This window comes from Mesorhizobium sp. NZP2077, assembly GCF_013170805.1.
Taxonomy (GTDB): Bacteria; Pseudomonadota; Alphaproteobacteria; order Rhizobiales; family Rhizobiaceae; genus Mesorhizobium.
In genome coordinates this window covers 4,415,984-4,428,179 of the sequence record NZ_CP051293.1, presented here as the reverse complement: position 1 = coordinate 4,428,179, position 12,196 = coordinate 4,415,984, and the positions used below count along the sequence as shown (strand labels likewise).

Annotated in this window: 13 protein-coding genes and 1 pseudogene; 7 read left to right on the top strand and 7 right to left on the bottom strand. The window is 63.2% G+C overall.

Annotation, left to right across the window (positions count from 1 at the left end; all coding sequences use genetic code 11):
- Together mazG and HGP13_RS22060 are read right to left on the bottom strand one after the other, a co-directional pair.
- The gene (mazG, locus tag HGP13_RS22065) at positions 1-825 is read right to left on the bottom strand and encodes a nucleoside triphosphate pyrophosphohydrolase (protein ID WP_172229036.1); all 825 of its coding nucleotides are present in this window, start codon (positions 823-825) and stop codon (positions 1-3) included.
- A gap of 80 nt (positions 826-905) precedes the next feature.
- On the bottom strand, positions 906-2,090 hold the full coding sequence (locus tag HGP13_RS22060) for an amino acid aminotransferase (protein WP_172229034.1): 1,185 nt from the start codon (positions 2,088-2,090) through the stop codon (positions 906-908).
- Between the two features lie 179 nt (positions 2,091-2,269).
- On the opposite strand from HGP13_RS22060, the gene HGP13_RS22055 reads away from it, so the two are divergent.
- The 6 genes from HGP13_RS22055 to HGP13_RS22030 all read left to right on the top strand — a co-directional run bounded on the left by HGP13_RS22055 (position 2,270) and on the right by HGP13_RS22030 (position 6,893).
- Positions 2,270-2,863: a histidine phosphatase family protein gene (locus tag HGP13_RS22055; protein ID WP_172229032.1), complete on the top strand. Its 594-nt coding sequence runs from the start codon at positions 2,270-2,272 to the stop codon at positions 2,861-2,863.
- A gap of 120 nt (positions 2,864-2,983) precedes the next feature.
- Positions 2,984-3,505, top strand: coding sequence for a sigma-70 family RNA polymerase sigma factor (locus HGP13_RS22050; protein ID WP_246707092.1), 522 nt, complete (start codon positions 2,984-2,986; stop codon positions 3,503-3,505).
- Positions 3,502-4,275, top strand: a complete 774-nt coding sequence (locus tag HGP13_RS22045) for an anti-sigma factor (protein ID WP_172229028.1) — start codon at positions 3,502-3,504, stop codon at positions 4,273-4,275. The genes HGP13_RS22050 and HGP13_RS22045 overlap by 4 nt, the downstream gene beginning before the upstream one ends.
- A 23-nt stretch (positions 4,276-4,298) precedes the next feature.
- The gene (locus HGP13_RS22040) at positions 4,299-5,015 is read left to right on the top strand and encodes a Bax inhibitor-1/YccA family protein (RefSeq protein ID WP_172229026.1); all 717 of its coding nucleotides are present in this window, start codon (positions 4,299-4,301) and stop codon (positions 5,013-5,015) included.
- Positions 5,016-5,185: 170 nt separating this feature from the next.
- Positions 5,186-6,070: an aldose 1-epimerase family protein gene (locus tag HGP13_RS22035; RefSeq protein ID WP_172229024.1), complete on the top strand. Its 885-nt coding sequence runs from the start codon at positions 5,186-5,188 to the stop codon at positions 6,068-6,070.
- 43 nt (positions 6,071-6,113) lie between these two features.
- Entirely contained in the window at positions 6,114-6,893 is a 780-nt protein-coding gene (locus HGP13_RS22030; RefSeq protein ID WP_172229022.1) for a pyrroline-5-carboxylate reductase, read from the top strand.
- A gap of 7 nt (positions 6,894-6,900) precedes the next feature.
- On the opposite strand, the gene HGP13_RS22025 is transcribed toward HGP13_RS22030, so the two are convergent.
- Complete coding sequence (locus HGP13_RS22025; protein WP_172229019.1) at positions 6,901-7,806, bottom strand: agmatinase; 906 nt, start codon at positions 7,804-7,806, stop codon at positions 6,901-6,903.
- Between the two features lie 339 nt (positions 7,807-8,145).
- On the opposite strand from HGP13_RS22025, the gene HGP13_RS22020 reads away from it, so the two are divergent.
- A complete protein-coding gene (locus tag HGP13_RS22020; protein ID WP_246707091.1) occupies positions 8,146-8,805 on the top strand; it encodes a GNAT family N-acetyltransferase in 660 nt (219 codons plus the stop codon).
- Between the two features lie 10 nt (positions 8,806-8,815).
- On the opposite strand, the gene HGP13_RS22015 is transcribed toward HGP13_RS22020, so the two are convergent.
- The 4 genes and pseudogenes from HGP13_RS22015 to HGP13_RS38780 form a co-directional block, all read right to left on the bottom strand.
- Positions 8,816-9,637 carry an MBL fold metallo-hydrolase gene (locus tag HGP13_RS22015; RefSeq protein WP_172229017.1) on the bottom strand — a complete coding sequence of 274 codons (822 nt, stop codon included), beginning with the start codon at positions 9,635-9,637 and terminating at the stop codon, positions 8,816-8,818.
- A gap of 3 nt (positions 9,638-9,640) precedes the next feature.
- On the bottom strand, positions 9,641-10,435 hold the full coding sequence (locus HGP13_RS22010) for a TatD family hydrolase (RefSeq protein ID WP_172229015.1): 795 nt from the start codon (positions 10,433-10,435) through the stop codon (positions 9,641-9,643).
- Positions 10,435-11,988, bottom strand: coding sequence for a methionine--tRNA ligase (gene metG, locus HGP13_RS22005; protein ID WP_172229014.1), 1,554 nt, complete (start codon positions 11,986-11,988; stop codon positions 10,435-10,437). Before metG ends, HGP13_RS22010 begins: the two co-directional genes overlap by 1 nt.
- An 84-nt stretch (positions 11,989-12,072) precedes the next feature.
- Positions 12,073-12,183 (bottom strand): annotated as a pseudogene (locus HGP13_RS38780) (DNA polymerase III subunit delta'); the annotation flags it as partial.
- Between the last annotated feature and the right edge of the window lie 13 nt (positions 12,184-12,196).

The following is a 12,196-nucleotide window of genomic DNA, read 5'->3' as shown; positions in this document are numbered from 1 at the left end:
TTACTTCGCCGTTTTCGCCTCCTGCCACAGCGCTTCCATTTCGGCCAAGGTGGCATTCTCCAGCGTATTGCCGGACTTCTCCAGGGCCTGCTCGACATAGTGGAAGCGTGAGCGGAATTTTTCGTTGGTGCCGCTCAACGCGGCTTCCGAATCGAGTTTTAGGTGACGGCCGAGGTTGACGACAGCGAACAGCATGTCGCCGAATTCGTCCTTGATCGACGCCGTGTCGCCTTTGGCCAGCGCCTCGCGCAATTCGCCGATCTCTTCCTCGATCTTGTCGAGGATGGGCGCCGCCTCGCTCCAGTCGAAGCCGACGCGCGCAGCCTTCTCCTGAAGTTTGAGCGCTCGCGTCAGCGCAGGCAGGGCAACCGGAACACTGTCCAGAAACCCCTTGCCGTTGTCTTCGGGGTCGAGGCCGCGTGCCAGCCGACCGCTTCGCTTCTCGGCCTTCTCCTGCGCCTTGATCTTTTCCCACATGCCCTTGGCCATGCCGGCGCTGCGGGCTTCTTCGTCGCCGAAGACATGTGGATGGCGGCGGATCATCTTTGTGGTGATGGCCTGGACCACATCCGGGAAGGCAAATTCACCGGCTTCCTCAGCCATCTGCGCGTGATAGACGACCTGCAGCAGGAGGTCGCCCAACTCGTCACGGAGATCATCGAGATCGCCGCGTGCGATGGCGTCCGCCACCTCATAGGCTTCCTCGATCGTATAGGGCGCGATAGTCGAGAAATCCTGCTCGATGTCCCAGGGGCAGCCGGTCTTGGGCGCACGCAGCGCTGCCATGATCTCGATCAGGCGCGAAATGTCTTTCGATGGCGTCATGCGGCGGATGCTAGCCTGCGGCCTGACGCGCGGCCAACACTGTCAGCCGGCGAGGGCGCCTTGTCCACAGCTGAGCCGCTTTAGTCGAGTACGGAGACGATCGCCTTGGCGAGGTCGTCCATCCCATCCTCAGGCAGTCCAGCGACGTTGATGCGGCTGTCGCCGACCATGTAGACGCCATGTTCGGCACGCAACCGTTCGACCTGCGCTTCAGTGAGGCCCAGCCGCGAGAACATGCCGCGATGGCTGGCGACGAAGTCGAAGCGGTCGGAGTTGGACTGCCGGCGCAGCGCCTCGGCGAACTGGACACGGAGCCTCAGCATCCGCAGGCGCATCTCCTCCAGCTCGGCTTCCCAGTCGGCACGCAAAGTAGCGTCTTCCAGCACGATGCGCACCGCCGCGGCACCGTGGTCTGGCGGCATCGAATACATGGCGCGCGCCGCCGACAGCATCTGGCTCATCGCCACATCGGCCTGTGCGCCGTCCCTGGCCAGGACCATCGCCGCACCGACACGGTCACGGTAGACGGCGAAATTCTTCGAGCAGCTCGAAGCAACAACCATCTCCGGAACTTTCGCCGCCAGCAGCCGCAGGCCGAGGGCGTCGGCCTCGAGGCCATCGCCAAAGCCCTGATAGGCGATGTCGACGAACGGCAGCAGGCCGCGCTCGACGACCAGATCGGTGACGGCCTCCCATTGCGCCGCGTCCAGATTGGCGCCTGTCGGGTTGTGGCAGCAGCCATGCAGCAGCACCACGTCACCGCTCTCTGCCGTGCGCAACGCCGCCAGCATGTCGTCGAAACGAACGGCTCCCGAGGCAGCATCGAAATAAGGATATTCGCGGATCTGCAGGCCGGCGGCGCGCATCACCGGCATATGGTTCGGCCAGGTCGGGTCCGATAGCCAGATGGTGGCGTCCGAACGCGTTCGCTTGAGCAGCTCCGCCACCAGCCGCAACGCACCGGAGCCGCCAGGCGCCTGTGCCGCCCGGATGCGCGTCATGTCTGCACCGGGGCCGAAGGCGAGCTTGGCCATCACCGCGTTGAAGCCGGTATCGCCGGCCAGCCCAAGATAGGTCTTGGTGTCCTGGCTGGTCAGCAGCCGCTTTTCGGCCTCGCGCACGGCGCGCATGACCGGCGTCTTGCCGTCACGATCCTTGTAGACGCCGACGCCGAGGTCGACTTTGTTGGGGCGCGGATCGGCGCGATAGAGGCCGATCAGGGCCAGGATCTTGTCGGCGGGAGCTGGCTGCAGGTCTTCAAACATCGTTATGGTTCCGTTGGCGCGGCGGAGTGATACGCAAATCGAACGTGATGCACCAGCGCTTTTAGTTGTGCAAAACAGAAGGCTGCGCCCAAGGGTGTGGCCTTTCGATCGAAACGATAGCCGCCATTCTTATCGCAGCGCATGCGCCGCTTCGAAAGCGGCTTAGGGATGACTGCTTCATGCTGGTACGGCTGACGATGATCTGCAACGGCGCCACGGCCGCGACCCGGAAAGGTGCATTCCCGTCGGATGAGCCGTTGGAGCCGCGATCGCTGACGCAGGCGAAGGCGATGCGCGGGATGCTGCGCCGCGCCGACCGCGTGTGGACAGCGCCAGCACTTCGCGCCCGCCAGACCGCCGAGTCGCTGGCGCTGCAGGCATCGGTCGAGCCGCTTCTGGCGGACCAGGATCATGGAGGCTGGGCTGGCAGGAGCTTTGAGCAGGTCCAGGCGGAACAGCCCGAAGACATAGTTGCCTGGCTCACAGACCCCAATGCGGCGACGCACGGCGGCGAGTCGTTGGCCGACGTTGCTCGCCGGGCCTCCGACTTGATGGACCGGTTGATGGCCGAGCGTGGCCACACGATCGCGCTGACCCATGCCAGCGTCATCCGCACCGCGATCGCGCATGTTCTCGGTGCTCCGCTTGCCGCTTGCTGGAAGATCGACATCGAGCCGCTCAGCATCACCGATTTTCGCAGCGACGGCCGCAGGTGGGTGTTGCGCGCCTGCGGTGTAACGACGCCCAAACCGGCAAAACCACTTCGCCCCTGAGGGCCAGGCTGGGGGAGGGTGCTGGCAAACACGACCCTTCGGTAACCCCGCCACAAGAAAAATGGCACGGCTCGGGATTAAAATCCCCACATGCTCCGTAAACAGGACATGAAACGGTCGATGCCACGCTTTGACATCATAGGACAGCTCGGATCGCTGCGGCGCTACGCACAGTCGCTGACGCGCGACAATGCGGACGCCGAGGATCTCGTGCATGACGCGCTGGTGCGCGCCTATGAGAAGCGCGGCACCTTCCGCTCGGGTGGAAACCTGCGGGCCTGGCTGCTGTCGATCGTCCACAACGCGTTTGTCGACCGCATGCGCTCGCGCCGCTCGGAAGCGGCGCGCATCGAACAGGCCGGATACCTCGCCGATGCCAGCACGCCGGCGCCGCAGGAGCATACTGTGCGCCTGGCGCAGGTGCGGGATGCCTTTTTCAACCTCCCGGAAGAACAGCGCTCGGCACTGCATCTGGTCGCCATCGAAGGGCTTTCCTATCAACAGGCGGCCAATGCCACCGGCGTGCCGCTGGGCACACTGATGTCGCGCATCGGCAGGGCGCGCGCTGCCTTGCGCCAGATGGAGGACGCCGCCCCGGGACGTCGCAAGAATTATTTGAGAATCGTGGGAGGTGAGCAATGACCGCTCTTGTCGACCCCGTGACCGACGCCGACCTCGACGCCTATGTCGACGACCAGCTGGATGTCACCCGCCGCATCGAGGTTGAAGCATTCCTGTCGACACGTCCGGAGGCTGCCGCGCGCGTGATGTCGGATCTGCGGACCCGGGATGAACTGCGCGTGGCGCTTGCCGGCTCCAAGGGCGTGGCGCGGCCGGCGACCGCTGACGCTGCGCGGCGGCTGGAGAGGGGGTTTGTCCGCGGCCGTATCTTCGGTGTTTTGCAGCGCGCCGCGGCCGTTACCGCCTTCATTGCCGCCGGCTGGCTGGCGAACGGCGTCATCGGGCCGATGTCGGTGACCAAGGTCATCGCTTCGCCGCAGCCGCCCGCCTATGTCGAGGAGGCGGTGCGGGCACACAGGACGACGCTGGTGCGCGAAACTATGCCCTCGCAGCCGGAAGCGCCCAACTACAATGCCGGCGAGATCCGCGCCGCGACCGCGATCGTTATGCCGTCGCTGCCCAAGGACTGGAAGGTGCGCGACGTGCAGATCTATCCGTCGCGCTTCGGCCCGAGTGTCGAGATGGCTGTCGACACCAAGGATATGGGCCTGGTGTCGCTGTTTGCCATCCGGCCGGGAACCTTCAACGTGGTCAAGCCGACCGTCGCGCCCTCGGGCGATATTTCCTCGGCCTATTTCCAGATCGGCGAGGTCGCCTATGCGGTGGTCGCGATGAGCGGGGTTCATGACCTCGACCGCGCCGCCGAGACGCTCGCCAAAACGCTTTACTGACCGATTTGCAAAGGAGACTGAAAATGAACACGCCCAATCTGGGTTATCGCGTCGGCGCCGGCGCACAGGCCGGAGCCGTCTTCGACGAGGGCCTGCGCCAGCATATGCTGCGCGTCTACAACTATATGGGCCTTGGCCTCGTGGTCACCGGCCTGGTCGCTTTGATGGTGTCGTCGACGCCGGCGCTCTATGTGCCGATCTTCTCCAGCCCGCTGAAATATGTGGTGATGCTGGCGCCGCTCGCCTTTGTCCTGCTGTTTTCGTTCAAGATGCAGACCATGTCGGCGGCGAGCGCCCAGATGATGTTCTGGGCCTTCTGTGCGGTGATGGGCTTGTCGCTCGCCTCCGTGTTCCTGGTCTTCACCGGAACCAGCATCGCGCGCACCTTCTTCATCGCCGCCGCCATGTTCGGCGCCACCAGCCTCTATGGCTACACGACCAAGCGCGACCTGACACAGTTATCGTCGTTCCTGATCATGGGCCTGATCGGCGTGGTGATCGCCAGCATTGTCAACATCTTCCTCGGTTCGACCGCCCTGCAGTTCGCCATTTCGGTGATCGGCATCGCCGTCTTCATCGGCCTGACCGCCTGGGATACGCAGACGATCAAGGAACAGTACGCCGAGAATTTCGATGCGGAATCGCGTCAGAAGCTGGCCGTTTTCGGCGCCTTCTCGCTCTATCTGAACTTCATCAACATCTTTCAGCTGTTGCTGAATTTCACCGGCGAGCGCGAATAACGACTGTCCGCTGTGGGCAAGGGCGAGTATATCGTCCTTGATGCGGAGAGGTGGCCGGAGGAGAGATCCTCCGGCCACAATTCATTCCAGCAACACCCGGCTACACCTTGAGTCCCCAAGAGCTTTTGCTAGTCTGCCCGCCGAACCAGCATCCAACACAGCGAGGACATGTGGCACAGGACAGCCAGACGCTTCATGGCGACGGCATTTCGGCTGTTATCACAGTGCAGGGCGCCGAACTTGTCTCGCTGCAGGATACGCACGGATTCGAGTACTTGTGGCAAGCCGGGCCAGAGTGGCGGCGACATTCGCCGGTGCTGTTTCCGATCGTCGGCCGGCTGAAAGGCGATAAATTGCGCCATCGCGGCCAAGCCTATCCTATGACGCAGCACGGCTTCGCGCGCGACAAGCTGTTCACCTGGGCGGAGAGGGGGCCTCGATCCTGCACGCTGGTTCTCACCGACGATGCCGATACCCGTACGCACTACCCCTTCGCTTTTCGCCTTGCCATCACCTACACGCTGGACCGCCAGCAGCTTGGCGTGGCCCTGGAGGTCACCAACACGGGCGACGAGCTGTTGCCGGCCTCGGTCGGTGCGCATCCGGCATTCAACTGGCCGTTGCAGCCGGAATTGTCCAAGGAGGCCTATCGGCTGATTTTTGCCGACGATGAGCAGGCGCCGATCCGTCGGCTGAAGGATGGCCTTCTGCTCGCCGAGACGCGGTCGACGCCGATCGAAGGCAGGACGCTCGCATTGTCCGAGCAGCTGTTCGATGACGACGCCGTCATTCTGGATCGGCCCGCCAGCTCCAGCGTGCGCTACGCCGCCGACCATGGTCCGGCCATCGAAATGTCATGGCAGGGGGCAGAGGAGTTGGGCATTTGGTCCAAGCCGGGCGGTGCGCCGTTCCTGTGCATCGAGCCCTGGCACGGCGTGGCAAGCCCGGCCGATTTCGACGGCGAATTCACGGACAAGCCTGGCGTGATGCTGATCGAACCCGGCGCGAAGCGTTCGCTGAACTACCGGATCAGCCTGGAGCAGGTGCCGCGGTGACCAGCGGACGACGAGCCGGAAAATCAACGTCGTGGGACTTCAAATGAAACTTGGCTTCATCGGCACGGGCGCGCTTGCTTCAGCCATTGTCACGGGGCTCAAATCGCTCGAGGGCGATCCGGTCTCGGTGGTGTTGTCGCCTCGCAACGAAGAGATCGCATCGGATCTCGCTTCCCGCTATCCGAATGTGGATGCTGCCGTCGACAATCAGGCGGTGCTCGATGCATGCGACACCGTCATGCTGGCGGTGCGGCCGCAGATTGCCCACCAGGTGCTGCCCGAATTGCGGTTTCGGCGCGACCATCATCTCATCAGCCTGATCGCCACGCTGTCGCGCGAGGAAATTGTCGGCCTGACCGCGCCCGCGAGCCACGTGACAAAAGCGCTGCCCATGCCGATGATCGCCCAGCGGCTGGGGGTGACGATCATTTATCCGCCTGATCCGGAGGTGACCCCATTGCTGGCCGGACTGGGGAAGGTGATCGAGGTCGAGAGTTCGAGCGAGTTCGATGCGTTGAGTGTCGTGACTGCGACCTATGCCACCTACTTCAAATATCTCGATACGATCCACCGCTGGCTCAAAGCGCATGGCGTGCCGGATACCAAGGGGCGCGACTATATCGCGGCGCTCTTCACGGCGCTTGGACACGCTCCGGAGACGGCGCCCGATGCGGACTTCACGCATCTGGCGCAGGATTATGCGACCCGCGGCGGCATCAATGAGCAGGTCCTGAACGAGCTCACGGCCCGCAACGTCTTCGATGCGCTGGCGGAAAGCCTGGACAGCGTGCATCAGCGCATTTCAGCGGCTGGCGCGACCTAGCCGGGTTTCAAACCTGCCGGACGATGGTGCCGATCACATTGACGAGAAGGCGCGCGGCGGTGAGGGCCGACAGGCCGTCTATGTCGGCGGGCGGATAGAGTTCGACAAGGTCGAATCCTACGATTCTGGCCCGCTTGCCGAGGCCGGCGATCAGGTCGATCGCCTGCGTGTAGGTGAGGCCGCCCGGCGTACGCGCCGCCACGCCCGGCATGATGCCGGGATCAAGGCTGTCGCAGTCGAAGGTGACGACGACCCGCGCGCCTTCCGGAATATGCCTGAGCGCCGCTTCCACGCCTTGAGCATGCACCTCGCGCGCGGTCACGAAACGGCTGCCATAGTGTTGCGCCGCTTCGATTTCAGCGAGGCGCGCGCTGCCGACGCTGCGCAGGCCGACCTGCACCATGCCGGCGACATGCGGCATCTCGCTCGCCCGCCGCATCGGGCTCGAATAGCCGTAGCGTTTGCCATGCACCTCGTCGCGCCAATCGATATGGGCATCGATCTGCAGGATCCAGATCGGTCCGTGGTCGGCAAAGCCGGCAAGGAACGGGATGACGACGGAATCGTCACCGCCAAGCAGGATCGGGATGGCCGGCAAAGCCAAGACCTCGCGCGTCTTCGCCTCGACCCGGGCGCGGTTGCCGGCATTGTCGTGCAGGGTGGTCGAGATGTCGCCGGCGTCGACGCAGCAGACCGGCTTGCCATCGAACAACGGGCCGCCGAGATCGAAGTCCCAGTGTTCGACGAGCGAGGCATCATCCTGGCTGGCTGCGCGGATGGCCTCGGCCGCCAAGGCATAGCCGCTGCTGTCCTTGCCGGGATAGGTGCTGCCATGGCCGGCTCCGAAGATCACTGCGCGAAGCCTGCGGCTATCGGCAAGGCGATCGGGAAGGTCGAGAAACGATGCGCTCATTCTTGATGGTCCTGATGATATGGACAGGGAGGTTATCGCGTCACACGGCCGGCCGCAAAGTAGGTCGCCATCCGGGTCTCCAGACTGCACACCCGAAAGTCGCATAAGATAGATTATGGAACTAACGTATTCGCCAGCAGCTGGAAATTACTGCTGCTTTTCATAGGCTTGAGACGCTCGATGTCTGTTGCCTCATGTGGATTGCCAACGCTACGCTGCGTCGATGACGGCAGCAAAGCGTGAGATCGAATCGGCGATCGAGGTGTTCGTACATGGCTACAGCACCGACAAAAGCCGCACCTTTCCTTACGAGGTCAGCCGCGTCGGGCCATTGTGGCGATGCGCGATGCGCCGCGCAAGAATGCTCGCGACTACCGTGGCGAGGAATGGGTCGTCCATGACGTCGCTGCCCAGGAAGCCGATGCGATTGTGCGGCAGCATGCGCGACCGGGTTTCGCTATCTCCGTCGTGATCGCAAACGACGAACCGGATGGGCCGACGCGAACCGCATACAAGGCTCTCGGCTACCGGCTGCTGCGGACGGAGGGTTTTTTCGTCCAGCCATTACGTCAGATTTCAAGCCCGCCGGCGGCCGTCTCGCCGGCGGTCGTCTCGATTGAGCGTGTCCAGACAGTCGAACGGGCGGCGCAGCTGGCCGCGATTATCCGCAGGCGGCCGATCGCGGCCGATCTGCTCGGCGACGACGCGCCGTTCCGCCAATATGTGGCGGTCGATGGCGACGAGATTGTCGGGCGTGTGCGCAGCATTGACGCCGTGGGCGCCACCTGGTGCGCGGCCATGTATGTCGAGCCATCGCACCGGCGTCGCGGCATCGGCCAGGCGCTGATGTCCAGAATGCTGCAGGACGACCAGGCTCGTGGAGCGCGATGCTCTATGCTGTTGGCGACGCATGCCGGAGCGCTGCTTTATCCCCGCATGGGCTATGAGCGGATTGGAACGCTGCTGATATTCGGGCCAAAGAAACGAACGGTACAATGAACCGGCGTGTTTATCGCGCTGATTCAAAGGGGATTTCAATCACCATGCCGTCATAGGCTGGGACCACCTTATCAGGCGTCTCGGCCATCACGGTCGCATAGTCGAGCGGCACGTGCATATGGGTCAGCACGGCATTACTCGGCGCCAGCTTCTCGATCCAGCCGAGCGCCTCGCCGAGCGACAGATGGCTGGGATGGGTGTTGTACTGCAGCGCGTCGATGACCAGCATCTCCAGGCCGCGCAGCCGCTCGGCAGTGGCGTCGGGAAAGCCGCTGATATCAGGGCAATAGGCCAGGCCGCCGATGCGGAAACCGAGTGAGATGATGTCGCCATGCAACTGCGGCAGTGGCTCTAGGGTGAGGGCACCCCCCTCGCCTTCGATCACCACGGACTTTGCGTGGTCGATGATATGGGCCAGCACGATCGGCGGATAAGAGCTGCCCGGCGGCGTCTCGAAGCAATAGCCGAACGCCTGCCGCAGGCGCAGCATCGTCGGTTGGTCGGCATGGATGTCGATCAGGTGGCGCTGCTCGAGCACATAGCCGCGCAGATCGTCGATGCCGTGGATATGGTCGGCATGCGGGTGCGTATAGACGACCGCATCGATGCGTTTGACCGAAGCGAGCAGCATCTGCTCGCGGAAATCCGGCCCGGTGTCGATGACCACGGTGGTACGGCGGCCGTCGGCGGCAATCCGTTCGACCAGTGCTGCCGTGCGCATGCGCCGGTTCCTCGGATTGGTCGGGTCGCAATTGCCCCAGTCGCCGGTGATGCGCGGCGTACCTGGCGACGAGCCGCAGCCGAGAATGGTGAGGCGCAGCCGGTCGGTCATCGTTCAGGCGCTCTGCTCGGCAGGCCGCGGCATCTTGCCGAACAGCCGGAAGAAATTGTTCGTCGTCAGATCGGCGACCTCAGCCTCGCTGACGCCAATCGTTTCCGCCAGCACTCGTGCCGTGTGCGCGACATAGGCCGGCTCATTGCGCTTGCCGCGAAACGGTATCGGCGCCAGATAGGGTGCGTCTGTTTCGACGAGCAGCCGGTCATGCGGCACGTCGGCGGCGATGGCGCGCAATTCGGCCGAATTCTTGAAGGTCAGGATGCCCGAGAACGAGACATAGCCGCCGAGCGCGACGCCCACCTCGGCCAGCCGGCGTCCGGAGGAGAAACAATGCAGGATGAAAGGGAAGGCGCCCTTCCCTGTTTCGTCCTCGAGAATACCTGCCATGTCGTCATCGGCGTCGCGCGAATGGATGACGAGCGGCAGGCCGGTCTCGCGAGCCGCGGCAATATGATTGCGAAAGCCCTGCGCCTGCGCATCGCGCGGCGCCTTGTCGTAGAAATAATCGAGCCCGGCTTCACCGATCGCCACCACCTTCGGATGAGCCGATAGACGGACAAGCTCGGCAGTCGTGACGTCGAGTTCTTCCGCGGCATTGTGCGGATGGGTGCCGACCGAGCAATACACCTCGTCGAAAGTCTCTGCGATTTCAAGTATTTGCTGAAAGCGCTTCACACGGGTCGAGATCGTCACCATGCGGCCGATACCGGCCGCTTTGGCGCGGGCGACAATGGCCGCCCGCTCCTCGGCGAAATCTGGGAAATCCAGATGGCAGTGGCTGTCGACAAGCATCAGGCGTTCGCGTCCGGCTGTTCGACATAACGCGGAAACACGCCCTCTGGCACGGGCAAGGCGACGCCCGGCACAAGCGCATAGTCGGCGTGGACATGCTCGAAGTTACGCGTGTCCGCAGGCACCGCCAGCAGGTCGAGCAGCTTCGTGGCCGACCCCGGAACAAAGGGCTGGCACAGCAGCGCGATACGGCGCACGAGTTCGGCGGTCGTCCATAGCACCGTTTCCATGCGTTCCGGATCGGTCTTCTTCAGCGCCCATGGTGCCTGTCCAGCGAAGTATCGATCGGCTTCCGCCACCACATCGAAGATCGCCGCGAGCGCCAGATGAATGCCTTGCCCGGCCATCGCCTTGCGCGCGGTGGCGAGAGCCGCCACGGCCTGATCCAGGATGGCACCGTCGGCTTCCGTCAAATCGCCGCGCTTCGGCACTACGCCGCCGCAGTTTTTGGCGATCATCGACAGCGAGCGCTGCGCCAGATTGCCGAGGCCGTTGGCGAGATCGGCGTTGGTGCGGTTGACGATCGCTTCATGGCTGTAGCTGCCGTCCTGGCCGAACGGCACTTCGCGCAGGAAGAAGTAGCGCACCTGGTCGAGACCGTAATGCTCGACCATGGTGAACGGGTCGATGACGTTGCCCACCGATTTCGACATCTTCTCACCACGGTTGAACAGGAAGCCGTGGCCGAAAACGCGCTTCGGCAGCGGGATGCCGGCCGACATCAGGAAGGCCGGCCAGTACACCGCATGGAAGCGGACAATGTCCTTGCCGATGATATGCGCATCGGCCGGCCAGAAACGCCATTTCTCATCATTTTCATCGGGATAGCCGACGCCGGTGATGTAGTTTGTCAGGGCGTCAACCCAGACATACATCACATGCTTGTCGTCGCCAGGAACCGGCACGCCCCAGTCGAAGGTGGTGCGCGAGATCGACAGGTCCTTCAGCCCCGATTTGACGAAGCTCATCACCTCATTGCGGCGCTCGGCCGGGCCGATGAAGTCGGGCTGGCTCTCATAAAGCGCGATGAGCTTGTCCTGGTAAGCCGAGAGGCGGAAAAAATAGCTCTCTTCCTCGACCCATTCGACAGGCGTTCCCTGCGGCCCGTAGCGGATATTGTCGGGACGGACCTCCGTCTCCTCCTCGCCGTAATAGGCTTCGTCGCGTACCGAGTACCAGCCGGCATAACCGCCCTTGTAGATGTCGCCATTGGCGTCCATCGCCTTCCAGATCGCCTGCGAGGCCGCGTAATGCCGCTCTTCGGTGGTGCGGATGAAATCGTCATTGGAGGCGTTGAGCGCGGTCGCCATGCGCTTGAAATCGGCCGAGTTGCGATCGGCCAGTTCGCGCGCCGAAATGCCTTCGCGCTTCGCCGTCTGCAGCATCTTGATGCCGTGCTCATCGGTGCCGGTGAGGAAGAAGACCTGCTTGCCGTCGAGTCGCTGAAAGCGCGCGAGAGCGTCGGTGGCGATCAGTTCGTAGGCATGGCCGATATGCGGCTTGCCGTTCGGATAGGAAATCGCGGTCGTGATGTAGAATGTGTCGCGTGACATGAATGAACCATCATGAATGTCTGAATGGAAGCCGTGGCGGTGGATATCGCATCGGAATGGCATTTGCCATCCCGGTGGGGACCGTCACATTCGCATTGCAGAATTCAGGCGGTCGATCATGGTCAAGGCGTGCTGCTTCTTGTCGAGACTGTAGGTGTCGGCCTCGGATATAGCGTCCAGCGCCTCATGCCAAGTCCCGACCGTTGCA